Origin of the sequence: Bacillus sp. ILBB4 (genome assembly GCF_035064545.1) — a bacterium.
Classification (GTDB): Bacteria; Bacillota; Bacilli; order Bacillales; family Bacillaceae_H; genus Priestia.
Map to the genome: position 1 here is coordinate 1 of NZ_JAIQVD010000020.1, position 24,974 is coordinate 24,974.

Below are 24,974 nucleotides of genomic sequence, written 5' to 3' on the forward strand. Positions count from 1 at the left end.
GTCGCCTTTAACGAGCGTACAAAACGAGAAACCGTGCTTTTGGACACATTAAATTTCTTCATAAGTGTTTCAGAACGTATCGCTTGAATGCCCGTAGCCATTAGGTTATAGATGACGTGATCAAGCATTTCCATTCTTTTTTTAGGAAATTCTTTATGTATGGCTGATTGATGTTGTTTAAAGTGGGTACGAAGACTTTCTAAAAACTCTTCTTTCTTTGTCCGAAGTGTGGACTTGTGGGTCCATAACCATTTGAACCGCCCATTGAAGGTATCTACATCTTTTAGATAACAGGTTAATATTTTTGTCATTTGTTCATCGTCTCCTTTAAGGAACACAAAAAAGACACTGTTTCCCTGAAGAAAGGAAAACAATGCCTTGATTTTGATGAACTAAGCCCTTGAAATAGATGTCAATTTCATATAAAATAAAACCATAAGTTTTATTTTATAGAAAAATTAACTCTATTAACAAGAGACTTCGACAAGTGTTTTCCCTAGTGCGTTAGGGGGAACGGTTTAAGTGTGTTGGTCGCACTACTTAAACAGTTGAAGTCTTTTTTCTATTCCGGTCATTTTTGTTAGTTTTATTATAGCGTTAATTAATCTCATAATTCAATAAAAATTAGTAATATATCTCAAAAGAATTCTTTTGAACTGTTTTTCCTTAATAATAAATTTGTTTTATTATACAATTCATTTTAATATATTGAGGAGGGTCAAAAAAATACCCTTCCTCATATATTAAAAATATGTTATAATTAATAAATTTTATAATCGGATTATAACACTATAATAATAAAAAGCTTCTACTATCCCTAGTAGAAGCTTTTTATTATTTACCCATTAATTTTTCCCACCATGTTTTTTTCTTTTCTAACTCTGCACTAGCAGAAGCTTCTTCAATCATTCTTTTACTTTCTGATAATCCTTTTCTTAATTCTCCAATCAACTCAGCATCTTTTCTGTTTATCATTTGCTTTAATTCTTGGTTGGTTTGACTAACTTTCTGTAACTCTTCTACTAACTTTTGATTAAATTGCATTTGCTGTGTCATCTGTTGTTCTTGTTGTTGTAACATTTTTCTTATTTCACTCAGCTCCTCGTTTATAGAGATAGAACCTTTCTCTTCTTGATTTTTGACTGTAATAGTTATAGGAAGCCCATCACTTGCCAAGTTATCGTTTACATCTTCTTTTAATAATCCCTCACTATAAAGTTCACGGATTTTCTTTAATAGATCTAGTGATTCAATACTTATTTTATAGCGTCTACCTTCTTTTTTGAAATTCAAAAACTGTTCATGATTAATTAGATATCTTTTTAATGTTTCAGGAGGAATATTGGTATATTCAGATGCTTCTGGTACACCAATGAAATTTGCGCTTTCAGAATTATTCATTTAATCCACCACCATTTATTAGTGTTTTATGTACATTCACTCAGTTCACAGTCATTCACATATGAATTTTATAAAGATTCATTCGGTTCACAGTCGTTCATTCAAGGTATTTGCTTATGTTCAATCAAATCACTGTTATTTACCTGCTGGGTTTATGAATATTCACCCGATTCACAGTCATCTATTCATTTAATTTTATATGATTTCGACAAAAAATCAACAATTCCTGTTTTGAGTTTGTATATATGGTTTATTTTATGAACTGTTGCGACTCTAGTTTAACTTAAGTTCTACTAGGGTGAATATCGGTGTGTTTCGTGGTGAATGTATGGTGAACTTATGTGTTTTTTAGTTGAACTTGTGTTTTAGGGGTGGGGAGAGTGATCATCAAGTGCGACTAAAGGTTAACTTGAGGTTTTTGATGACACCAATCGCTGTTTTATAGAAATAGGGAGAATAACACAACAATGAATTAATAGCAGTTCAAGTTTTGTCAGATGGGCATTCGAACAGGTAGGAGTGACTGTTGGTCCGATGTCAGGCGTAACAACCGATACACTCAAAACGCAAGGGCAAGAAGAGGTCGAAGTCATTGCTGAATTTACAAATCATCTTGTTATAAAAGATGAAAACGTCGACGATCAGACGCATGACATTATTAAAGTTTTTCTACGAAAAGAAGAGAATAAATGGATGGTTTATAGTATCGAAGAATTGAAAACAGAAATCATGAAATGAGGTGGATTAGGTGGCATTTAAAAAGCAACTGGAAGACTATCGGTTCAATTTAAATCGCAATCGATCATGGAAGTATACAGCCGTTTTAATCTTTTTCTTTATCGGTTTTTTATCCTTACTGACATCAAAATTCTACTTAAAAACAGAAGATCCGTTGTACCATACCAAAACCTATGAGGCGGTTTCTTCTAACATAACAGGAACCGTAACCATTGAAAATCGTGTGTATCATCCGGCTGATAGCTCACTGGATATGGTGATCAAAATGGATCAAACCGATGAAGAGGAAGTAAGTTTTGTTGCACAAGAAAAAGCGAATCCAAGCGTAAAATTACCTGTTCAATTGTTGTATGAAGATGATGGCTATTACGTGGTAAGGATCAATGATTTATCTCCAAATTGGGAGGCACTAGCTTTTGATCTTTATCAAGAACATGAAGAAAAAGAAACGGTAAACGTAGATGACGTAACAAGTGATTCAGAAACAGATTCAACAGAAGAAATAGATGCTCATGCGTTAATTACGACACTCTATTCTGACCAACGAAAAACGAAAAGTGAAGAAGGAAAAGAAACAAAAAGCAAACAAGAATATGCACTTTTGGTCAATGATTTAGAGAAACAGTTTGTCAAAAAGAAAATGAAAAACTATGAAAAAGCAATCACGGTAGAAGCCAAACATAAACGTCAAACCCAACAAGAAATGAATGAGCTACAACGTGATATGAAGTATCAAGTAGAAGAGGAAAAAGCTGATACAGAATCAAAAATTGCGATGAAAAAGGATGCCATTCAATCGAGTGATGCAAGCATTCAGCTCTATAAAGATGAACAAAAAAGTTTACAAGAAAAGCTTCAAAAATTGAATGAAAAGCAACAAGATTTAGCCATGAAGTGAAAAAATACATGTTAACAGTAGGTCAACATGTGTTTTTTTGAGGTTCACAGTAGGTTCACATCACTGATTTTTTATGTTAACAGTAGGTTCACTTGGCAGGGTTTAGGTCAACAGTAGGTTCACATTCAACAGGTTTTCTTGTACCCACGGTTTCGCTAGGCTCTGCCTAGCCCCACACCTATGGTGGGGGCAAAAACCCCTTATGCTCTTCTCTCTTTTTCAGTGGAGAACCACAAATTACGGGAAAGGAACGAATGTAGTGGATATAATCATACGAAATGTAAGTTCAACCGCAATAAAAAAGATTGATGAAAAGGCAAAAGAAAAAAAGATTTCTCGTCAGGAATTTTTAAAAGGTCAGCTTGAAACGCTGGCTTTTTTTCATGAACAAACCAACAGGGAATTACAACTTGACAACATGCTAGAGAAAGTTCTTCAAATGATGGGGCAGTGCTCAACAACAATGGAAAATATGAATGACATTATGCATGAAATGATGGGAGGAGATGAACCATTATGATGAAAGAGCGTATGAAATTATCGTTACCACCTGAAGTGAAAAAATATATCCAATCTTATATGAAGGAGCATCACTTGTCATTTACAGGTGATGCGATTTCTCGTATCTGTCAGGAGTATGAGGAAGCGCAAAAGAGAAAGGATGATTCGATAAAAAAGATCGTAAAGAATGTTACTCAAAATATAGAGGATCTTTTTCAGAGGGAACGACTTCATATTAAAAAGAGTTGCTATATATGGAGCAAAATATTGAACGATCTACAAGGAACAGTTTAAAAGAAGTTGAGGATTATAGCATAGCAAAACGGGGGGAGCTTTTCGCTTCTCTATTGGAGGGATATGAAAAATGAATCCGTCCTCTGTTACACCAGGAGTCGTACTTAAAACGAAATTTGTTACGTCTGATAAGAAAGCATTTCAAGAGTACGTGGAGTACGTTGATCGTGACGATGCAAAGAAAGATCAAGAGGTACATGAAAAACTATTTTCTCTTTATCAAGACTATATGAATAACCCTGATAAGACGTCCTCTTTATTTACAGAGCACTCAAATCAGTTAAATGAATATGAGAAAAAAGAATTGAAAGGTTTATTTAAAATAGCACGAAAAAATAACAGTATCATGTGGCAAGATGTCATTACATTTCATAATCCTTGGCTCCAAGAAAATGGTTTATACGATGCTCATACTCATACAGTGGATGGGGAAAAATTAATGGACATTACTCATCAGTCTATGAAGGAAATCTTAAAAGGGAAAGGTTAAATGAGTCGGCTGTTGGGTCTGCTGCCATTCACTACAATACTGAGAACATTCATATTCATGTTGCGACAGTAGAACCACAACCTACACGTGAGCGAGGCAAAAGAAAACCCAAAACGTTAGATGCCATGAAATCAAAAGTGGTGAGTCAGATTCTTGAACGTGGGCAGGAGCAAAAAGAAATAAATGATTTAATCCGTAAAAACATGGTAGGCAGCAAGAAACAGGATTCCTCTTTTAAGTGGAGAAATCGAGAGCTTAAACCACTCTTCTTGCACATCTATAATCATCTTCCAGAAGATAAGAGACAGTGGCAATACAGTTATAACACGTTGAAGCCTTTAAGATCCTCGATTGATACATTAAGTGAAAAATATATTCAAAAGTATCATGGAAAAGAGTTTGAACAGTTTAATAAGAAATTGGATCAGGAGGTAGAGGCGTTAAGGAAGGCATACGGTGAATGGACATTTGATAAGAAACGGTACGAACATTATAAGCAAAACAAAACAGATGAATTATATAAGCGAGTGGGCAATGCTTTTTTAAGTGAAATGCGTGAGTATGATCGAAAACAAACATATATCAAAAAAGTATTAGCTTCTTCTAGGGCGAAGAAAAAGTCCTATTCGGCTAACCATCTATCTGTACACGTTTCGCTAAAGAAAATGGAACGTGCTTTTAAATCAGAATATGAAAGTTGGAAAAACCAAGAACATTATGAGCGTTTGCAAAAAGATATTGAACAAAATCGTGAAGTCGAAAGGGGTTATTAAAAATGGAGAAATACAGACATAAGGTGACAGTGGATGAAGAAACAGAGGCATACATTCAAGAGTATATGAAGGAACATAAACTTCGTTTTGCTTCAGAAGCGATTATTGATATTTGTGAGAAATATAGAAAGATTCAAGAGCAAGAATGGTCATTGAAATATATTTCTGAAGTCGTCAGCAATAGCCTACATGATGTCATTAAAGAAGAACTAAAAAAGATTCGTCTTGGCGCAAACAGTGCGGATAAAAACACACAAATTTTAATTGAGTATATGAATGGATTATTTGCTCATCATGGATTTAAAGGACTTATGACGACAAGTATGAGGGAAATGGATAGTACACGAATTGCAAGAGAAGTTGTCGAAAATCGTATTGCTCATCAACGTCAAAAGAAGGTTGATGCAGAAGACTCGAGAGGGAAACAACCATCTCATTGATGGATTTATATAAAGATAGTTTTAAAAATGTAGAGGAGGAATGGAATATGTTTTTTAACAAAGATTTAGTGTTAGCTTCAATTAAAGCTGTAGGAGAGGATCATGTCATTGTACAGTATCAAGACAAAGAGGTAGAGGTGAATTTAAGTCCAGAAGAAGCGAAGGAGTTTCATCAATATGTGGTGCATCAGGAGAATATGTTGGTACCCATGAATATTAAAACACAGAAGCTTTTTGTGGATTTAGAAGAACCTTGGTATGAACAAGAATTAGAAGAGCTTAGGGGGATCTCCTATCAAGAAGAGGAGGAAGAAGAGTAAAACCTATGCCAAGAAATCCGTCGAAGATAAGCGTAAAGAGGTTGAAGAGTTAACGAAAGGGATGGAGAAAAAGGTCGAGCAGCACTTTCATTCTGCCGAAGAATTAAAAGACTATTTATCTTTTATGGGCAAGTTTTATCAATACTCCATGTCAAATACAGCGCTGATTCCAGAACAGTTTTTTGGTGCTCAAGCTATTGGTTCATTTAAGTTTTGGAAAGACAAGGGCTTCTCTGTTAATAAAGGAGAGAAGGGTATTAAAATTCTTGTACCAAATAAAACCGTTCCAAAATTTAAAGATGAAAATGGGAAATTAAAGACCATTAATAAAGGCACTCTTCAAGAACAGAAGTTAATTCAAGAGGGGAAAAAAGAAGTCACTCAAGGCCGACTGTACTTTTCAGTCGGCCATGTTTTCGACGTGGCCCAGACGAACGCAAAAGCGAGTGATTTACCTAAGATCTTTCCGAATCGTTGGTTAGAAGGCCATATAGAGGATTACAAGGCACTTTATAAAGGAATGGAAGCTATTGCTGAAAAGAACGGTATTTCTATCATTGCACCTAAAGAAGAACTAGGAAACGCAAAGGGCTATCTTACACGTTAACAAAAGAAGCTGCGCTAAATCCCCGCAACTCTGAACGTCAAAATGTGAAGACATTGTTACATGAGTTAGCGCACGCTAAACTTCATAATAAAGATACACATCTAAACTATACGGCTGCAGAAAAAGAGTTTCAGGCAGAAATGACAGCTTATACGGTTTCCTCTTATTTTGGGATCGACACTACTTCTTACTCGTTGGATTACCTGTCGCACTGGACGAAAGGAAAGAGCTTCGAAGACAAAAACAAAGCTATTAAAAGAAGTGCATGAAACATCAGTTGGTTTTATTGAAACAATCGAAGATACCTTAGTCAAAGAACGAGAAGAAAATCAGTTATCAGAAAAGAGCAATGAAAAGCAGAAGCAGGCAGATCCTCTTTCCTCTGAAAATGTACAAGAGAAAATGAAAGAAAGAAGGATATGAAGATTATAAACAAAAACAGCAACAGGAATCGGCACAAAATGTAGATAGCATTTTAGATTGTGTCACGGCTGAAGAAAAATATTATTCAACCAAAACCCAAGCGATCAAAAATAGATGGATGACAAAGGAGGAAGTCGTGAAACTTGAACATCAGATCGATTCGAATATCACTAAAAACGAGAAGGGAGTCATCAATGGTCAAGTTCAGGAACAATCTCTTACTTTTCAAGAGCGTGTTTAAGTGGGTAATCACATGCAATTTCAGAAACGTACAGGCACCTTCAAAAAGAAAAAAGAAGAACAGGAACTCGAAAGGTAAATTATAGAAAAAATATTTGACGACACATCAGATAAATATTGTGTAAACAAAGAATAGTAAAAAGACGATGGCCAATCACCGTCTCAATAGAACTAGTTTTTATTTCCAGAGAACTTATTTTTAAAATAAAGGTAATCAACCTTGTGTTTAGTGGCCATCAATTGTGATGCAAGTACGGCTGTATAAAGTGTTGTTAATAGTATCGAAAGAATTCCAATACCAACTAACGGGTTATTTTTATTACCCAAGTTTTCCCCCTCCTTGTTCATAATTCGTAGATAAGGATATTTTCTGTAAAGAGATCAATTTTATACTGGAAAAAATGAAGTGATTTTAACCTGACAAAATTAAATTTAAAAAGCAGAGCCTGTTACTTCCTCTGCTTTTTCTTTTATAAATAATCCTTTCTTTCATATTTAAAACCAAATTAATTGGAGGAATAAACAATGAAAAAAATTACATCTCTTTCAATTGAAGAATTTAACAAGCTTATTTCCGATAAACGAGAACTCAAAAAGCTCATGAAACACCCACAAAATGAAAAGATCGAGGCAGGTTGGGCCAATATTAGTGGTGAACAGCTGCAAGGCATACCTTCTGATGCTGTTTACTTAACACAATCAGCTATAGGGGAAGAAAAGCCGCAGGTTTTGCTTGTTTCCACCGATGAGAGAGGGGAAAAACAAGCCTATGAAAGTGAAGCAACACTTGATTTTTTGAGAAGTCATGACGTGAATCCTATTTTAGAGAAAGATCGAGAAACGCAGCTCAAAACAAGCTATATGACGTTTTTACAGGCTCATGACAAAGAGAAAACTCAAGATATTGATAGTATGTTAGCCCGTGTGAATGCAGAAAACGGTTATGTCATGTTGAAATTAAGTGCTTTAAAGGAAAATACATTCACCCCTGACTAATTGAAAGGCATGGAGAATGAGCTTTCTCATCAGTTTCAAGCACGAAAACAGGCACAAGAGAAGGACCGATATCAAGAAGATTACAAATAAGAGGTACTAGAAGTTATGCAGAAGCCTAGTAAAGAAACACAGTGTAAGCAGCTGTTTAAGCAAAGCTTGTTAGCTCAATTAGGCATATCAGATGAAAAAGATTCTTCTAAAGAAGCGAAAAAGGAAGCTGAAGCAGAAGAGGCTCCTGTCGAAAAGCAACTCAAGCAAGAAACACCGCAAGAGAAAGAACAGCGTGTGGCCAAAATGAAGGAATTTGAACAAAAGCATTCCTTTGATAAGGTGTACAAATGGAAAAAAGAAGTGCTGCAAGAATTAAAAGAGCTCAATTTGACTGATTCTCAACTTGAGAAGTTAACGAAGCTCGAAAAGGCTTTGGACACAGAGAAAAAGGATCACGACAAGCAGAAAAAAGAAGAGAAATCACAAAATGGATTCACAAAGTTTTTTGCACGGAATAATGGAGCATTTTCTTCAAAGAAACGGCAAGAACAACAAGAAATAGAACGTTAAAAATGACCAAAGATTGGAAAAGAATGAGGGGGCTGAAAAGCTCCCTTTTTGCATAGGGTGAAGTGAGGGAGGGATTGGATTAGATGGGAGAACGAAAACATGTCAAGGAGGAGGAGGTTATGAAAGCAAGAGATATTGATTTATTGTCGTATCTGGAAGCCAAAGGCGAAACCTTTGTAAAAGAAGGAAACTATTATCGTCATACGGAACATGATAGCTTACTTATCAAAGGAAATATGTACGCTTGGAACAGCCGGAATGAAACAGGATATGGGGCAATCAGTTTCGCTCGACTGTATTATGGGATGTCGTTTCCTCAAGCCGTATTAGATATCAACAAAGGTGATTATAAAGAGCTTTCTCCGTCACAAGAGCAACCGTCAGTTTCACCATCAAAAGAGCCTTTTCGCTACCCAAAAGAGTTAGAAGTAAAGGATCAAAGCAAAATAAAAGATTATCTCATAAAAGAACGTAAAATAGATTCTCGGTTAGTTGACTGGCTTCTTCAAAAAGATTTAATTGCCCAGGACAAACGGAACAATGTGGTGTTTAAATGGCGTGAATATGGAGGTAAAGGAAAAGTGATTGGGGCGAATCGGCAAGGAACAGCTTCAATAAAAAATAAACGAGGTTCTTTTAAACAAGTCTTACCTAACGATAATCCTCATACCGGCTTTTCAATTGACGTTGGTCGCCCAAACAAGATTCATTTCTTTGAAAGCCCAATTGATCTACTTTCTTATTGGAGTATACAAGAAACCAAATTGCAGAACACACGCTTTATTAGTATGAATGGGTTAAAGCCTAAAACCGTTGCTCAGTCTTATATCGAAGCTCGAAAAGAAGGCTTAAACATCAAAGAAATGGTGTTAGCTGTCGATAATGACCAAGGTGGAAAAGAATTTATTTACAAAATAAACCAAATCGTTAATGCTGATTTAATAAGAACAGATATTCCAAAGGGAGCGAAAGACTGGAACGAAGAATTGAAGAAGAATGGAAAAACCATTCAACCTGTGGCATCACGTCTTCGGAATAAACAAACTGAACAGGAGCTTTCAATGAATGGATAAAGTGTTTCAACCTGTATTTTATCTTTTTCTACTTATCATTTTATTTAAGATATCTCAATTTGCTTACCGTGTCATTCGCGAACGGAGGTATATGAAAGAGCTAGCCCAAACAGGCATGCCCTATATTGATAAAATGGATGGGAGGCAGTTTGAATTTTATTTGCAGGCTCTTTTCCAACAGTTAGGATACAAGATACAAGTAACACCATCATCTGGTGACTTTGGGGCTGACTTGGTGATGAAAGGAAAAGAGAAAATTGTCATTCAGGCTAAAAGGTATAGTGCTAAAAATAGGGTTAGTCTTTCAGCCGTACAAGAAGTATACGCAGCAAAAGCTTATTATAAAGCGAATCAAGCGTGGGTCGTGACCAATAGTTATTTCACGAAACAAGCCAAAGAGCTTGCAGCTGCATGTGATGTGACCTTAGTGGATCGGGCGGATCTTCAAAAGTTTATTAATGAGGTAAATCCCGTTTTTAAGGAATAGTAAATATTTGGAAATATCACACCAAAACCTCGTAAATGTCCAAAGTGTGGGCAAGATCTAGTCGTACGAGATGGGAATGGTACTCGCTTTTTTGGCTGTTCCTCTTTCCCTTCTTGTCGTCATACGGAAAAAATTAATAAGGAAGTAAGTAAGAGCAGACCTTCAGTATAGTAAGGTCTGTTTTTTCTTGCTCTAAATAGGTACTGAAATTTGTATTGAATGGAGAAGTTATATGCAAAACAAAAGTTAATTACGTCAGAGAGCGTTTCTCTGCATGTTAAAGTCTTTGATTAACTAGTTTTTTATTTATAAATGATTGTGGCGAGAAAGCACCTTTTTATTTGCACGAAAGGTGCTTTCTCGTTTCTTATAAAAATATAAAAATGGAGGAACGAAAAAAAGCCCAATTTTTCTAGTTTAATACTTAGGAATTGGACCTTTTAATATTAGAATTCCCTTAACGTTGTAAATCCACATTTCCTGACAATACCCCTTTTAGATAGAGTAGAAACTACCCTTGCATATCCCTTTCATATAAATATAAAACGTAATCAGTCATAACACCAGGATGGCCCAATTGCCGTAGCATAGCTGTGATATTGCCACGATGATATGTTCCATGATTGACAACATGTTGTACTAAGTCAGATAAACGGGTTTCGAGTCGTCCAGCAAATGAAGTTTCAAGCACTAAGGCCGTTTCCATATCTTCTTGACGATCGAGAAACGCTTTGTACCGGTCAGATAAATCGAAAAACATCGTTTCTACTTCCTCGATTCTTTTCGTTTCCATCTGTTCTCTCAATTGATCAGCCGACGCATATACTTCATCAAATTTTTCACCAGAAATAAAATCTAACCATATGTTGTCAGAGACATAAATGTGCGCTATTACCTTTGATATAGAAGGAAAAACGCTCTGAATTTCCTTTTCGTAAATACCCTTAGAAAGTTCTTTTAATCGGTCGAAAATTTTTTGGTTTGCCCATACATGGTAGTCGTACAATTTTAATGAGTAATGTGACATTTGAAATCCCCCCTATTTCCCTATTCATTCTTGATATTACACAAGGTATCGGTAGTCAACTTAACTATACTTCTATAAAAATATCCTCCAGACCTTTTGTTTAAAGTTTTTTTTGTTCACGTAATATGAAATATGTTAAACCTCAAATAGACTTAATTATAAAGCAATAACTATAAGTACGTTATATAAAATAGTGTTACTTATTATATATTTTGTAGAAAAATTGCAATCTTTTCTATAAAGAAGGTTAAAAGAAGATTATAACTATGGGAAATGCTAGAGTTTCCAACATTTTTTTAAAATTGGAATGAATTTTTTCATTTTCTTTTAGGAAAGGCATATGTTAGTTAATAGAAGATACCTTTACTGTTGAAAGGAAAATTCCGCCTATGATTGCGTCAAAGATTAAATTTGCTGCCTCGTTATATGCACTAATGTCTATTAGTTTTTGGGGGATCTCTTTTGTCTCTACCAAAGCTGTCTTAGATAAGCTTGATCCATATACACTCCTTGTTCTTCGTTTTGGTATTGGGGCACTTTTTTTATTGGTATTATTAGTGCTAAAGCGATATCCATTAAACATTCCACTTAAGTATATTCCTCATCTGATTGTGTTAGGTATCCTTGGGGTGTTTGTTCACCAAGTGATTCAGGCAACAGCACTTCTCACAATAAATGCTTCTGCAGCAGGGTGGATTATTTCGTTTTCTCCTGTATTTACAGTCATTCTCTCAGTATTCTTTTTGCATGAAAAGATGACCGTATTAAAAGCATCAGGGATGATTGTAGCCATCATTGGAGTTCTACTGGTGACTACTTCTAACAATCAGCAGTCCTTTCAGCTCTCAATCAATGTTGGTTACCTATTAATGATTTTAAGTACGTTAAACTGGGCCATCTATTCTGTCCTATTAAAAAGGTTACATATCCAACTTCCCTCTCTTGTTGTTACGTTTTATATGTGTTTAATAGGATTTATTCTAACGACTCCCTTTCTCGTAAGGAATAAAGGATGGGAGATGATGCCTTTTTTAACAAACGTGGAGTGGGCTCATTTATTATTTCTCGGTGTATTCGTTTCAGGTGTTGCCTATTGGTACTGGGCAAAGGCATTAGAAATTTTAGAAGCGTCCCAAGTATCTATGTTCCTTTATTTAGAACCAGTAGCAACATTGGTAACAGCTATTCTACTACTACAGGAAAAGATTATCCCCGTAAGCATATTAGGAGGCATCATAATTATAATCGGAGTTATTTTAGTTAATGGAAGACTACTAACCTTTTTAAGGTACTTACCATGGAGAAACAAGAATTTATAACTATGTTGAAACCACCAAATTTGATCTACTCATGGGGAGGTAATGTTTGTATGAGCTTAAGTGAACAAGTAAAGCCTATTTTAGATAAATTAAATTCTCCTACCAAATTGGAATTGAAAGAAGCCCTTTTGGCTTTAGATATAAATCTTGATGAGTTAAAACCTCTATTGCAGTCGGCAGAAGATAAGCCATATTATAGAAAGCTTCTCTACCAAAATGACGAAATAGAATTACTTGTTATGATTTGGTCCGGAATAGAGTGTGCTCCTCACAATCACGGTCATTCATATGGATGGATCCAAGTAGTGAATGGCACAGCTATAAATACCGTTTACGAAGTGAAAGAAAACCAAATGCCTAAAGAGCTGTTTTCCCAGTATCAGGGGGAAGGAAGAATTTTTTTTGCTCCTAAGAAGGGCGTTCACAAGATGAATAGTGCAGAAGGTACGAGTCTCGTCACTCTTCACCTCTACTCTCCACCTATTAAAGAAATGATGGTTTATGATTTAAAAACATGCGCTGCTTGCATTGTATCGGATGATTGTGGAGCATGGTGGCCAGAACATCTTCGTCAAAAGGTAAGAGAGATTCAATTAAAGAAGGGAGAATGATGTTTGTTGACCTTTTGAATATTTCTAATGCTAAAAAGAAACAGATAGTAAGTCCAGCCAAAGGAAGTACATTATGAAATTTTCTCCCTTACAGTTGTTCAGCTGCCTTAGTAAGAAAACTATGAATAGAAATTGTTAATTTATCCGGACATCATGTGGGGGTTAACACACGATAACTGGTTTTATGTTAACTAAGGATGTGTATCATATATATCTAAAAAAGAAAAACCCACCTGATTTGTCAGAGGTGGGCTTTTCTTTTAGCTAAATATTAAGGGTGTAATTGCTTGTTACTTACATATCATTTAATATTTTTGTAGATATTTATTATAACCTATCAAATCATTTTGAGAAAGCAGAAAATGAAAACGGTTACTTAATATTAAAACTAAAAGGGGTCTTTTCTATTTCATACCGATAGAATCCATTATGAGAACTTAACATGTATAAAATATAAGGATACAGACAGTAAGATAATACAGAATGGAATACATGTATAAAGTCAGGAGGTGTCTGTTGTTTCCATTAACATTGATAAGTATTCTTTTAAAAGTTATAGCAAAAAAAACGCCCCTTATTTGGGGCGTACTCTATTATCATTATAAAACTTAACCTAAAAAAAGTCTACAATTTCATTTTTTTATATATTATAGTTTGATTACTGAATTCAGTAATGCCCATGGGTAAATATAAAATTGAAAGGAAAATTTCTATGACACACAAACATGTTCCTGTTTTAATAGTGGGGGGAGGTCTTAGTGGACTCACCTCTGCTCTTTTTTTAGCACGTCACAACGTTGATTATTTACTCATTGAAAAACACGCTGGAACAGCTATGCATCCAAAAGCCGGAGGGATTACATTTCGTACTATGGAAATATTTCGACAACTTGGACTAGAGGCAGCTATCCGTACTGCTAGTGAACCGTTAGATAATATTCGTGGAAGGATTGCTGTAGAGACAATCAAAAGCATGGACCTCGAGAAATTAGAAACTGCGGAGAACTCCCAAAGGGCTATTGACAAAGAGAGAATAGAAAGTTTTGAAAAGGTTAGCCCTTCAAAGCCAGCATCTTGTTATCAAATGGAACTAGAACCTATCCTTCTTCAAGCTGCTAAAGAAGCAAAGGGCCATATACGCTATAATACTGAACTTATATCGTATCAACAAGACGATTTAGGGGTAACAGCCACTATAATGAATCGAGCGACAGGAACGAGGGAAACGATTCGAAGTGATTATTTAATTGCGGCAGATGGCGCTAAAAGCACAATTCGTCAACACACAAAAATTCCAACTACAGGAAGAGGCGTCATCGGTGGACATTATATTAACATCTATTTTCAGGCTGATCTAAGTCATTTTCTGAAAGGCAGCCAGTTTGGTTGGATTCAAATCCTAAATCCGAAAGTATTTGGTGCGCTTATCACTGTTAATAATCGTGATGAATGGATTTACCACGTGGCTTATAACCCCTCACACGGGGAAAGTCCGGAAGATTTTTCTGAAGAGCGATGCTGTGAGATTATAAAAAAAGCTATAGGAGTTTCAAATCTTGATATTTTCATCTTCAGTATTTTACCTTGGGCAGCTGCAGAACAGACAGCCACTCGTTTTCAAGATAATCGAGTCTTCCTAATTGGAGACGCAGCTCATCTTATGCCACCTACCGGAGGATTTGGTTCGAATACAGGTATTCAAGATGCTCATAATTTAGCTTGGAAGCTGGCTGCAGTGATACATAAACAAGCTCATCCACGATTGCTCCAAACTTATCATGATGAAAGACACTATGCTGTAGAAGTAACAACGAAATATGCCAGTAATTTGTTATTTAGTATTATAAATAAAGGTGTAAGCACTCTCAATAATATGGACCATACTGCAGTTACCGTAGGGTATAAATATAACTCAACAGCCATTATCAAGGAAAACTCTGATACAACACATCGAATGGATCAATTAGAACTAAAAGGAAGACCAGGCACACGTGCTCCACATATGTGGTTGAAGTATCAAGATAAGTGTATATCCACCTTAGATTTAATAGGTGAAAATTTCGTCTTATTTACGGGAGAAGATAGTAGCCTTTGGCGTACTTCTGCCCGGAATGTATCTTCTCACTTAGGTGTCCCTATTAATGTTTATGGCATCGGTTCACAAGGAGATTGTGTTGAGTGTGAGGATAGCTGGGAAGAATTGTACGATGTTACCTCTCAAGGAGCTGTATTGATAAGACCAGACGGTTTTGTAGCGTGGCGTACAAAAGAGGGAGAATCAAATCCTCATCTACTTCTTAAACAGGTCATGACTAGCATACTATGGTAAATAAACTAATACGCCTGATTTAGAATTGGTTAAAATCCTTATATATAATAAATGGGTAATAAATATTAAAGAGAATATAGGATAAATAATAATGGGGGAGAGTTATGCAAGGATATTTTGCAGTCATATCATTACTTTTAATAATAATAATGGTTATAATTCGTGCTAAACAGTTGAAAAAAAAAGAAATTAAAGCTTTTAAATTTGGTGAGCTAGATAAAAAAGATTTCTTTATTATCCCATTTACATTACTGTTTTTTTATCTTATTTTCTCTAGTGTTTTTGATTTGCCAAAACTAGGTACCAAACTATTTAGCAATGAAATCTTTAGTTGGATAGGGGTAGTTTTATGCACGATGGGCTTAGTATTATTCTCGTTAAGCATAATTTCATTTGGGGAAAGTTTTAGAGTTGGAATTGATGAAGAAAAACCAGGTGAACTTATAACAACAGGTGTTTTTGCAATTAGCCGTAATCCCATTTATACAGCTTTTGGATTTGTTTTGATAGGGACATTCTTGATTTTACCAAACTGGATATTATTATTGTACGTATTTGCTGGAGTTTGGCTTTTTAATCGTCAGGTTCAACTTGAAGAAAAATCCTTGAAAAAGATTTACGGTGAAGAATACGAAGTGTACTGTAAAAAAGTTCGTAAATACCTTTAGCATTAGTTGTTGATGGAAAAGGATACGTCTTTCATACATACTAAAAGTAAAAGTGGAAGATTAACATAGTCAACAAAATAAAGAATGTAGAAAGATGTACTTAACCAAACGGGTGCTTTAGTTTAAGATGATAGTATTTGAGGATCTGAAAGTTTGAAAATAAGAAGGCAAAATAAAACCCTAATTCTTCTACTCAGCATAGATAAATCAAGGTTTTGTTTCTAAAAATGTCTTAACGTGGGTTTTGGAAAAAGGCTGTTTTTTTGGGACAGGATTTTACTGATCAGCATGCAGTTGATGATTTAAAAGAATTGCTTTCATCAATTGATACATTTCAAAAGTTTAATTATAACAACATAAAATAACAACTTAAAAAGCTGCATTTCTATAAATCAACATAGGAATGCGCTTTTTGTTTGTTGAAATAGTAACCGTATACTTTATTTGTTGAATAAATGAACATTGCCAGACAAGTAATGAGGTATAGCTAACCATCCTATTTTAAAATTATTGAAGAAGTAAATAAAATTCTTAATGAAGAGATGTCTTAAATACTGAAATAGACATTAATAATTTACGTTTATTTACAGATTAAACATAGGATAAATAGTAGCAATTCTCAGTAGCAATCAGCTCTGTTGAATATAAAAGAGGTGTGGGAGGAATATAATGATAATTTTTTTAATTATATTTGCAATATTAGCTGGCATGGCTTTACCTACTCAATTTAGTGTCAATGCTCAATTGAGATCTGTCGTACATTCCCCTATCATTGCTTCGACTATTTCTTTTATAGTTGGTGCAATTGTTTTGCTTATTATATCTTTGTTTGGAAAAGGTATGAGTGTAAACAAAGAATGGTTCGCAGCACCGTGGTGGGTATGGACCGGAGGCCTTTTAGGAGCTTTTTATGTAGTTGCTTCTATTGTACTTATACCTCGTCTAGGAGCTACTGCTACAGTTGCTTATATTCTTGCAGGTCAAATGGTTGCTTCTACTTTAATTGACCATTTTGGATTAATAGGAGTGCATGTGCACTCTTTAAGCATTCCTAGAGTAATAGGAGTAGTTTTAATCATTGTCGGAGTTATTATCATTCAAAAATTTTAAAATGTAATAATATAAAAGAAAACAGTTATGAAATCGATAATAAATATAACGCCATACAGTAGAAAAAAATAACTAATACTTTATCTAAATAAGCACTGACTATTTCCTATTTTAGTTAGTGCTTATTTTAAATACGTTTTTATTTTATCCTTACATAAAACGAGCATCAATGAGTTCGTTTAATCTCATTTTATTCTTTAACTCAAATACGTCATCAATAAAAAAATCAATTACCAAGGGAATCGACAAACTGGATGAACCTTGTCTCTGTTATGTACTGCCCTTTTTTATAATATGTAAGGTATACTTATTTATTTGTATGTAAGGCTTCAATTAAGGTGGAATTAATCTGTAAGACTATTTCGATAACGAGCTGTTGAGCGAGGAAGGTGACTAGACGCACGTAGTACACTATTCTTGCCATAACGCAGCCGAATGTCATCAATCGTTTTAGCAAGAGCATAGGCTCTTTCACGCTGATCGATATCCTCAAATAAGCTCATTTTCTCCTCTTCTTGAATAGCTAGTGTTTGATAAGGAAATGCCAATGGAGCGAATCGGCATACCACTATCAAATATATGTAAAATGGTTAAACAATATGGAAAGATATCTTGGCTTAAGTTCGAAGCTCTCCCCATTTTCTTTTGTCTGGAGAAGCCTCCACCTGTTTGTTTGCTGTAGCCAATCAACAAATGAATCGTTTGAGCTACTACTTGATGCATGCGTAAACGAAAACACACATATATGGACAACTTGTTGGTATTCTCCTCTGTTCTTCTACGATGTTTAAAATGCGACAACTCAGAAAGTCTTTTTGAAAATAAAAGACTGAAGAAATATCAATTTTCCCCAACAAAAGAAACGTTCCTATAACTATGCAAGATGTCTTTTTGATAACCTAATAATCGATACCAAACTGGACATAATAAAATGGACAAAAATATCCATTGTTAGGGGAATTGAATCGTGAAGCAATTGTTTAAATTAAGCTCCTCATGGTTTCCAATTTGGTTAATATCATTATTAATGTTAGTCATGGTATTTGTATATCTGCCTATATTTAAAGGTGCAAAACAAAACATGTCTGATGTTCCTCTAATTGTTGTAAATGAAGATAAGGGAAAAGTTGGCGATGCCATATTATTAAATCTTATCGAAAAGCAAAATGGGAACTCCTTTAAATGGGAAGTTGATAAAAGTAGGAAACAAGCATTCACTGATATAAGAAATAACAAGGCATATGGCGCGTTAATTATCCCTTCAGACTATTCAAAAAGTCTTGGTCGAGTCCATGATACGCTTATTTCCGGTCTTACAAATGATAAACCTGCTGACTTAGAAATTTTATTGAACGAAGGGATTGGGCAAACTGCATCCATGATTGCGAGTAATACCCTTCAGACAGTCGCTTTAACTGCTTCTAAAGGAATTAGTAGTCAACTAAAAAATGAATTACTGCAAAAAGGGATGAGAGTAGCACCAGAGAATGCTTCATTATTAGAAAATCCCGTACAGGTTGTTTCCAAAAATGTACTGAGGCTGCCGGTTAATCTTAATAAAGGAATGACACCGTTTGTCATGGCCCTTATATCATCTATTACTGGAATGTTGGGTGCAAATATGATACATGGATATCTTTTGCGAAGTAATGGTATTTTGAAGACAAGGGGATCTGCATTAAGTGAATCTGAAGTCCTTACATCAGAAATAATTTTTGGTATCATTTTAACTTTCTGTGTTTCAATTTTTATTCAACTAGGGGTATTTGGAATTTTTGGGAGTGCACATGCTTCAAACATTTGGACGATATTCCTGTTTACTTTCTTTAGTTGTACGACCATGTTTTTGTTATTTAAAACGATAGCAGTATTTTTAGGTGGATGGGGAATGTTAGTAATGTTCCCGGTAAATTTTATGGGGATATTTTCTAGTGGCGGAGCATTTCCTCTATCAACATTACCTACCGTCCATCGACTGTTCAGTTATATTCTACCTACAAGATATATTGTGGACGGAATAAGAGCATTACTTTATTATGACGGAAGATTGGAGGCAGGACTTGGACCAGCCTTATTGGCACTCTCCATCTATTTTGTTTTGACATTAGCGATTCTTATTGTATTCATTAATCTTACTAAAAAATATAAAGAAGCAGCTGTTGATGAAAGTGGAAAGAAAATTGAAGTAGAAGTGGGAAATGAAATTCCTCATGAACCACCTACTCACGAGCAAAGGGAAAGTCACCATGTAGGAGAAAAAGATGGAATGTTTCGTCAAGCAGTGTCTAATTTAGCTAAAGGCAGTAATAAAGAGAAACAGGAAATGAATGATAATGAGTATCGAAACGCATTGAAGTCATTAGACAAAAATAAAAAATAAAATTATTGCTTGAAGATGAGAGTAATAATTTTTTTTGTATTTTTCAATGACTAAATACAGCTCAAAAAGTGAGGAAATAACAATAGCCGGTTCCTTAATATACGGGTAACCGGCTAAAATGTGTCTAAATGTGCAATTTTTCACTTCTGGTGACGTGACCCCTAGTATAGAAAAGCTAAAAATTTTTTAATCGCTCAATTATTAGAAGGTGGAGGAAGCCTTTGTTCAATAAGGCTTTGCAATGATATTCAATAATTAAGCGAGTTTCTTAAATATTGGGTTCTCGAAATAAAAAGCCACCTTAAGTAAGTTGAAGAATGACATTTTTCTATGTTACCAATCTCAAAAACGAATGTATTTGATAAGTTTTATTTTCTCATTTTTTGATCGTAAAATCTTTGATGATTTGTTATCAAAACTATTATCAAAAACAAATTAACAATAACCTCCTTTCGAAATTAGCTCCAATACATACATAAAGCTTGTATTAACGCAGTAACGCTAACGAAGTAGATAGCCTTTAGATACTATGTAGCTACTGCAGTAAGCTTGCCTGTCCAATCGAAAAATAAAAAAGAACTCTTACCGCAGTAAGTAAGGGGTAGCTAATTATGTAAGAAGTAATGGGTTTTTATATGCTGGTGGTTGTCTTAATAGCCCATTTTTCATGAAATAGATGAGAAATCAGATTTAAATATAAGGGTTTACAAGGTACTCTTTTTAGATAGGTTTAACTCTTCAGTTTTAGGTTTTTTCCATAGTATAGTGATGGCTAAACCAATGATAATGACAACTGTACTGAAATAGTAGGGGTAATTAATATTAATATCAAATAAAATGCCACCTAAGATGGGGCTAAATACATTGGCCAGGGAAGTGAAAAAAGAGTTCATTCCTCCAACAAAGCCTTGTTCGTTTCCGGCAATGCGTGATAAGTACGTTGTTACGGCTGGGCGAATGAGATCCGCACCTATAAATACGGTAAATGTGACTATCATAACTGTCCAGTAAGAGCTCACTAATGTCATTGTAAAAACTAAAATCGCAGATAATACCAATGACCAACGAATCATATTAATTTCACCCATGTACTTTACTAACGGTTCGAATAGTACAATCTGAAATATTGCACCTATAATGGCACCGCCTGTGATTGAAATGGCAATATCTAATGGACTAAACGCGAATTTATGGTCAACGTATAAACTGAAGAATGACTCAAATGCTGTTAACCCAAATGTCGATACAAAAATGACTACAAAAGCAATAAAGAACATAGGCATGAATATCTTCTTAAAGCCACGCTTTTTCTCACTTAGTCCCTCAGTTTCTATTTCCTCTTGAGGAGACGCTGGTTCTTTTAACAGCATAACAGATAAGATTGCAGCAATAAATCCAAGAATTGAAGCTGAGTAAAAGGGTACACGCGTGCCAATCTCAGCTAAGAATCCACCGACACCTGGCCCGATAATTAGTCCAGTGGTAATGGCTGCCGACATATACCCTAGCATCTTTGGGCGTGTTTCTAATGTTGTTATATCTGCAATAAAAGCTGTCACAGCAGGCATAATACAAGCACCACTAACACCGCCTAAAATACGTGATATGAACAATAACTCGATTGTTTCCCCTATTCCAAATAATAATTCTGATATACTGAAGATAAATAATCCTATTACTATCATGATTTTACGACCAAATTTATCAGCTGCTTTCCCCGCAAATGGAGAAATAATTAATTGTGTTAAGGCAAATATTGCCGTTAAATAACCAACAGTTGTACCACTAATGTTCAATTCATTCATAATACTCGGTAATACAGGTATGACTAAACCAATTCCTAAAAAAACAATAAATATGTTTATAAGTAAGAGGTATAGTGTACTTCTTTTTGTCTTACTCATATGTAAACCTCCGTCTGTATAGATTGCTATGCAAAAACTTATATAGCTTGATGTATCTTTCATGTCATATGATATAGCGTTTGCTTATGATAGAGTATGAAGTATGGAGTTAGTCTATAGTCAAGAGGAGTTTTCAACTTGGAGAGAAAAAATACTAAAACTTTAACTACAGGAGAATTTGCTAGCTACGTGGGAGTGAAGAAAGATACATTGTTTTATTACGATAAAATTAATCTTTTCAAACCTGCAGGTAAACTTTCAAATGGTTATCGCTATTATACCTATGATCAAATTAAATCATTCTCTACACTCCAGTCTCTTCGAAAATTGGGTGTGTCAATCGAGGAGCTAAAAGAATATCTTAGTTCCCAAAACACTCATAAATTTATTCAAATGGCAAATCAGCAAACCGTTATAGTAGAAAAAGAAATTGAAAAATTGCTTCAAATTCAACGTTTCTTTAAGCAGATTATTTCAACGGAAGAGGAACTAAAAGGTGTCGAATTTGGAAAAGTTTATGTTCGAAAAACGGAGAAAAAGTACATCCTTCTAAGCAATAAAACCTCAAATGAGGGCATGAATACTGTAGAAGAATGGTCAGAGCAATATAATCATTTTGGAAAACAGATAGGTTTGCAAGTTCCGGTTCCTATTGGATCTTTACTAACAAAAGATACCCTAATTCAAGAGAAGTTTGAGAGGGTTGATTATTTATTTTCTTATAGTGAGTTAGACACAGGACAATCAAGGCCAGAAGGTCTTTATGCCATTTATTATCACGAAGGACCTTATAAAAATATTGAGTCTTCCTACCTCCATGTAACTAATTTTATTAAGACAGAAGGCTATTCTATTGTAGGTGACGCGTATGAAGAGTATTTGTACGATTCAATGAAAACTAATAAGGAAGAAGAATACCTTACTAAAATTAGCATAAAGGTGAAGAAAAATTTAAAGGAACAGTAAGATTTATTTTTTAATCTTGTACTTATAGTTACACCAAGGGGCCACTTTCTATGAAATAGTACAAAAAATCTCTCATAGAAAAAGGAAGAATGGACTCCATTCTTCCTTCAGCCATTATTATAAAATTGTATTAGAAACGTCCGCCGCCAAGTTGTTGCTCAGCCATTTGTACAAGACGCTTAGTGATTTCGCCACCTACTGATCCGTTTGCACGTGCAGTTGTGTCAGCACCAAGGTTTACACCAAATTCGCTCGCGATTTCATATTTCATTTGATCGATTGCTTGTTCAGCACCGTATACTAATAATTCATTATTGTTGCTACTTTTGTTGTTTGCCATGTTGTGTCACCTCCTTGTTTCTTTTAAGTTTCCTATTGTAGGAGAAGTGTATTCGTGGTAAATAATGGATGTATCATTTCCGTGCCTGCTCCCTATACTAATTTTTAGAAACAAATGACACTGTAAAAAGTGGGATTAGATGTTTCATTTCCTTGTCATGAAAATTAAACATTTGCCATGTGCGAAAAAGAGCCGTATCTTTTAGATACGGCTCTTTTTTATATTTATTGATGACGAAGCTTTTCAATTTCTTCTATAGAAAGCCCTGTTAATTTACTTATTATGTTGCTAGCTATACCTTCTTGAATCATTCCAATGGCCATTAATTTTATAGCTTCTTCTTTCCCTTTTCTTTCAGCTCTTTTTAAAGCTGACTTCTCATCTAACAATGCTTTTCTTCGGGCTTCATACGCTAATAATACTTCTGGATCTTGGCTTACGCGTTCCCACTCATCTATTGCTTTTTTTAGCACGTGATCTTCTTGCATTGCAATCTCCTCCAATACTTGAGTGATTTCTTCATCTTCCGATGCTTCAAGCAATAATAACCATCGTACAAGCTGATCTTCTCGTGGATCTACCTCTCTGTTACGCCATTTAATTAATAATTTAGGTAGCTCCATAAAATGAATTTCTATCATATCCGTTAAGAGTAATTTTTGTTCACGTTCATATAACTGAAAGGTGGAGTGATAATGATTAATATGAGATAAATAACGGAAGTTTACAATATTGATGGTAATGGTTTTACAAAGCTCTCCGTAGTCCATGCCTTCTTTCATTTGGCTGCTATACATTTTGGACCAATAGTAGAGTGTTCGCTTTTCCATATCATGTTTATTATTAAGTTGGATTTCTATATTGACGCGACTTCCATCTTCTAATTGCGCGTGTACATCTAAAATTGAGCGTTTATCTTCTTGGTTTTCTTTATTAAAATGAGGATCTAATAACTGAACCGTTTGAATCTTCTTTTCATCTGGAAAGCGAAGTGCTGCATTTAAAAAGGCAGCTAAAATGGATTCATTTCCATGTGTGCCAAATAACGATTTAAACGCAAAATCGACACGTAAATCTAATCGTTTTGTCATAGTGCCCTCCATTTTCTTTTATGTTTGTTACTAGTATATCACGACTAGATTTCCTCTTCCTATATTTCACTTTATAACTGCACATGTTTGCATTGGAGAACCTTCACCTAATTTTTCTCTTTCCCCAAGGTTTTATATAAGAAATAACGACTAGAAAAGTTAAAAGGCTGAAACTTATTGAAATACCCAAAAACAGCATTTTCCGACTTTGAAAATAAAGAGGATTTTGTAAAGGGTGCAAATTACTAGAAAGAATCTGGGGGAATAAATTATATACAACGTTCCCGGTGATTGATGATCCCAGGATAATTGCAAACATGTTACCTATCCACTTTGTAAGAATCCAATAATATTTTGTTAGGCCGCCCCAGTGAGTACGCAGAGCTAACCATATCCCTGTGAATAAAGAAGCTAATGCACCAGGTATCGTTAGATAATGATCAAAATAACTAACAAATAAAATACCTACATATATCTGTGATTGTTCAGAAAAGAAGGTCATTGAGATCGTCACTAAAAGCTGACCAAAAATTCCACTGAAATAAATGATCACAGAAATAACATGTATAATAAGCCACCATTGCTTTCTCTTATGTGCTAATTTTTCAAGAAATTTTTTCGAAATGAATACGCATAACAAAGTTAGTAAGAGGAGGATTGCTAGTAGTGTAATAACGAAAATAAACAGCTTTTAGTCACCTCTCAATTTCATCCCTTATCATATAGATAATTATCTTTGAACCAAGCAAAATTAACGCTGTATCGATACTGAACTAACTACTAAGCAGATAATGAAGATAAGATTCTTTAGATACTATGTAGCTACTGCGATAAGCTTGCCTGTCCACTCCTATAAATAAAAAAGAAAATATACCGCAATAGGTAATGAATAGATGGTGCAGGAGTATGCGCCCTTTTCCTATATACTGGGGAGTACCTAAGTGCCTGTTTTGTACAAACCATTTGATAGAGAGCTATCTTGTTCGA

Annotated in this window: 24 protein-coding genes and 4 pseudogenes; 19 read left to right on the forward strand and 9 right to left on the reverse strand. The window is 34.9% G+C overall.

The window, feature by feature from the left end; genetic code table 11:
• Positions 1–311, reverse strand: a pseudogene (locus tag LAV82_RS30120) (replication protein); the annotation flags it as partial.
• 523 nt (positions 312–834) lie between these two features.
• The gene (locus tag LAV82_RS30125; RefSeq protein WP_053488385.1) at positions 835–1,401 is read right to left on the reverse strand and encodes a hypothetical protein; all 567 of its coding nucleotides are present in this window, start codon (positions 1,399–1,401) and stop codon (positions 835–837) included.
• A 534-nt stretch (positions 1,402–1,935) separates the two neighbouring features.
• Here LAV82_RS30125 and LAV82_RS30130 point away from each other — a divergent pair.
• The 8 genes and pseudogenes from LAV82_RS30130 to LAV82_RS30165 all read left to right on the forward strand — a co-directional run.
• Positions 1,936–2,139: a hypothetical protein gene (locus LAV82_RS30130; protein WP_274609637.1), complete on the forward strand. Its 204-nt coding sequence runs from the start codon at positions 1,936–1,938 to the stop codon at positions 2,137–2,139.
• A gap of 10 nt (positions 2,140–2,149) precedes the next feature.
• On the forward strand, positions 2,150–3,037 hold the full coding sequence (locus tag LAV82_RS30135) for a hypothetical protein (RefSeq protein ID WP_499717543.1): 888 nt from the start codon (positions 2,150–2,152) through the stop codon (positions 3,035–3,037).
• 259 nt (positions 3,038–3,296) lie between these two features.
• A complete protein-coding gene (locus tag LAV82_RS30140; protein WP_499717544.1) occupies positions 3,297–3,557 on the forward strand; it encodes a hypothetical protein in 261 nt (86 codons plus the stop codon).
• Complete coding sequence (locus LAV82_RS30145) at positions 3,554–3,832, forward strand: hypothetical protein (protein ID WP_499717545.1); 279 nt, start codon at positions 3,554–3,556, stop codon at positions 3,830–3,832. The genes LAV82_RS30140 and LAV82_RS30145 overlap by 4 nt, the downstream gene beginning before the upstream one ends.
• Positions 3,833–3,902: 70 nt before the next feature.
• Positions 3,903–5,095: pseudogene (gene mobP2, locus LAV82_RS30150) on the forward strand (MobP2 family relaxase).
• Between the two features lie 2 nt (positions 5,096–5,097).
• Entirely contained in the window at positions 5,098–5,535 is a 438-nt protein-coding gene (locus LAV82_RS30155; RefSeq protein ID WP_499717546.1) for a hypothetical protein, read from the forward strand.
• 47 nt (positions 5,536–5,582) lie between these two features.
• Positions 5,583–5,855 carry a hypothetical protein gene (locus LAV82_RS30160; protein WP_499717547.1) on the forward strand — a complete coding sequence of 91 codons (273 nt, stop codon included), beginning with the start codon at positions 5,583–5,585 and terminating at the stop codon, positions 5,853–5,855.
• Between the two features lie 61 nt (positions 5,856–5,916).
• Positions 5,917–6,828 (forward strand): annotated as a pseudogene (locus tag LAV82_RS30165) (ImmA/IrrE family metallo-endopeptidase); the annotation flags it as partial.
• 468 nt (positions 6,829–7,296) lie between these two features.
• On the opposite strand, the gene LAV82_RS30170 reads toward LAV82_RS30165, so the two are convergent.
• Positions 7,297–7,452 carry a hypothetical protein gene (locus LAV82_RS30170; protein ID WP_211080009.1) on the reverse strand — a complete coding sequence of 52 codons (156 nt, stop codon included), beginning with the start codon at positions 7,450–7,452 and terminating at the stop codon, positions 7,297–7,299.
• A gap of 198 nt (positions 7,453–7,650) precedes the next feature.
• Between LAV82_RS30170 and LAV82_RS30175 the strand changes: the two genes are divergently transcribed.
• The 4 genes and pseudogenes from LAV82_RS30175 (at position 7,651) to LAV82_RS30190 (ending at position 10,413) form a co-directional block, all read left to right on the forward strand.
• Positions 7,651–8,121 (forward strand): hypothetical protein, encoded by a 471-nt coding sequence (locus tag LAV82_RS30175; RefSeq protein ID WP_499717548.1) that lies wholly within the window; start codon positions 7,651–7,653, stop codon positions 8,119–8,121.
• A 105-nt stretch (positions 8,122–8,226) separates the two neighbouring features.
• Positions 8,227–8,682, forward strand: a complete 456-nt coding sequence (locus LAV82_RS30180) for a guided entry of tail-anchored proteins factor 1 (protein WP_499717549.1) — start codon at positions 8,227–8,229, stop codon at positions 8,680–8,682.
• An 83-nt stretch (positions 8,683–8,765) separates the two neighbouring features.
• The gene (locus LAV82_RS30185) at positions 8,766–9,755 is read left to right on the forward strand and encodes a toprim domain-containing protein (RefSeq protein WP_499717550.1); all 990 of its coding nucleotides are present in this window, start codon (positions 8,766–8,768) and stop codon (positions 9,753–9,755) included.
• Positions 9,748–10,413 (forward strand): annotated as a pseudogene (locus LAV82_RS30190) (restriction endonuclease). The gene LAV82_RS30185 and the pseudogene LAV82_RS30190 overlap by 8 nt, the downstream one beginning before the upstream one ends.
• A gap of 340 nt (positions 10,414–10,753) precedes the next feature.
• Here the strand turns inward: LAV82_RS30190 and LAV82_RS30195 are convergent.
• Positions 10,754–11,269 (reverse strand): DinB family protein, encoded by a 516-nt coding sequence (locus LAV82_RS30195; RefSeq protein ID WP_499717551.1) that lies wholly within the window; start codon positions 11,267–11,269, stop codon positions 10,754–10,756.
• Positions 11,270–11,658: 389 nt separating this feature from the next.
• Here LAV82_RS30195 and LAV82_RS30200 point away from each other — a divergent pair, with 389 nt between their 5' ends.
• The 5 genes from LAV82_RS30200 to LAV82_RS30220 all read left to right on the forward strand — a co-directional run bounded on the left by LAV82_RS30200 (position 11,659) and on the right by LAV82_RS30220 (position 17,306).
• The gene (locus tag LAV82_RS30200) at positions 11,659–12,588 is read left to right on the forward strand and encodes a DMT family transporter (protein ID WP_499717552.1); all 930 of its coding nucleotides are present in this window, start codon (positions 11,659–11,661) and stop codon (positions 12,586–12,588) included.
• A 50-nt stretch (positions 12,589–12,638) separates the two neighbouring features.
• Entirely contained in the window at positions 12,639–13,199 is a 561-nt protein-coding gene (locus LAV82_RS30205; protein WP_499717553.1) for a cysteine dioxygenase, read from the forward strand.
• 712 nt (positions 13,200–13,911) lie between these two features.
• Entirely contained in the window at positions 13,912–15,528 is a 1,617-nt protein-coding gene (locus LAV82_RS30210) for an FAD-dependent oxidoreductase (RefSeq protein ID WP_499717554.1), read from the forward strand.
• Between the two features lie 104 nt (positions 15,529–15,632).
• Positions 15,633–16,196 (forward strand): methyltransferase family protein, encoded by a 564-nt coding sequence (locus tag LAV82_RS30215; RefSeq protein WP_211080000.1) that lies wholly within the window; start codon positions 15,633–15,635, stop codon positions 16,194–16,196.
• Between the two features lie 669 nt (positions 16,197–16,865).
• A complete protein-coding gene (locus tag LAV82_RS30220) occupies positions 16,866–17,306 on the forward strand; it encodes a DMT family transporter (protein ID WP_211079999.1) in 441 nt (146 codons plus the stop codon).
• Positions 17,307–17,650: 344 nt separating this feature from the next.
• Here LAV82_RS30220 and LAV82_RS30225 read toward each other — a convergent pair whose 3' ends face one another.
• Complete coding sequence (locus LAV82_RS30225) at positions 17,651–17,809, reverse strand: hypothetical protein (protein ID WP_244856825.1); 159 nt, start codon at positions 17,807–17,809, stop codon at positions 17,651–17,653.
• Positions 17,796–18,059: a DinB/UmuC family translesion DNA polymerase gene (locus LAV82_RS30230; RefSeq protein ID WP_499717555.1), complete on the reverse strand. Its 264-nt coding sequence runs from the start codon at positions 18,057–18,059 to the stop codon at positions 17,796–17,798. Before LAV82_RS30230 ends, LAV82_RS30225 begins: the two co-directional genes overlap by 14 nt.
• A 214-nt stretch (positions 18,060–18,273) precedes the next feature.
• On the opposite strand from LAV82_RS30230, the gene LAV82_RS30235 reads away from it, so the two are divergent.
• A complete protein-coding gene (locus LAV82_RS30235) occupies positions 18,274–19,686 on the forward strand; it encodes an ABC transporter permease (RefSeq protein WP_499717556.1) in 1,413 nt (470 codons plus the stop codon).
• 704 nt (positions 19,687–20,390) lie between these two features.
• Here LAV82_RS30235 and norA read toward each other — a convergent pair.
• Positions 20,391–21,590 carry a multidrug efflux MFS transporter NorA gene (gene norA, locus LAV82_RS30240; RefSeq protein ID WP_499717557.1) on the reverse strand — a complete coding sequence of 400 codons (1,200 nt, stop codon included), beginning with the start codon at positions 21,588–21,590 and terminating at the stop codon, positions 20,391–20,393.
• A gap of 138 nt (positions 21,591–21,728) precedes the next feature.
• Between norA and LAV82_RS30245 the strand changes: the two genes are divergently transcribed.
• Positions 21,729–22,556, forward strand: coding sequence for a MerR family transcriptional regulator (locus LAV82_RS30245; protein ID WP_499717558.1), 828 nt, complete (start codon positions 21,729–21,731; stop codon positions 22,554–22,556).
• Between the two features lie 130 nt (positions 22,557–22,686).
• Here LAV82_RS30245 and LAV82_RS30250 read toward each other — a convergent pair whose 3' ends face one another.
• Both LAV82_RS30250 and LAV82_RS30255 read right to left on the reverse strand, forming a co-directional pair.
• On the reverse strand, positions 22,687–22,896 hold the full coding sequence (locus LAV82_RS30250) for an alpha/beta-type small acid-soluble spore protein (RefSeq protein WP_013084404.1): 210 nt from the start codon (positions 22,894–22,896) through the stop codon (positions 22,687–22,689).
• A gap of 224 nt (positions 22,897–23,120) precedes the next feature.
• Positions 23,121–23,987, reverse strand: coding sequence for an Rpn family recombination-promoting nuclease/putative transposase (locus tag LAV82_RS30255; protein WP_211079995.1), 867 nt, complete (start codon positions 23,985–23,987; stop codon positions 23,121–23,123).
• Positions 23,988–24,974: the final 987 nt, after the last annotated feature.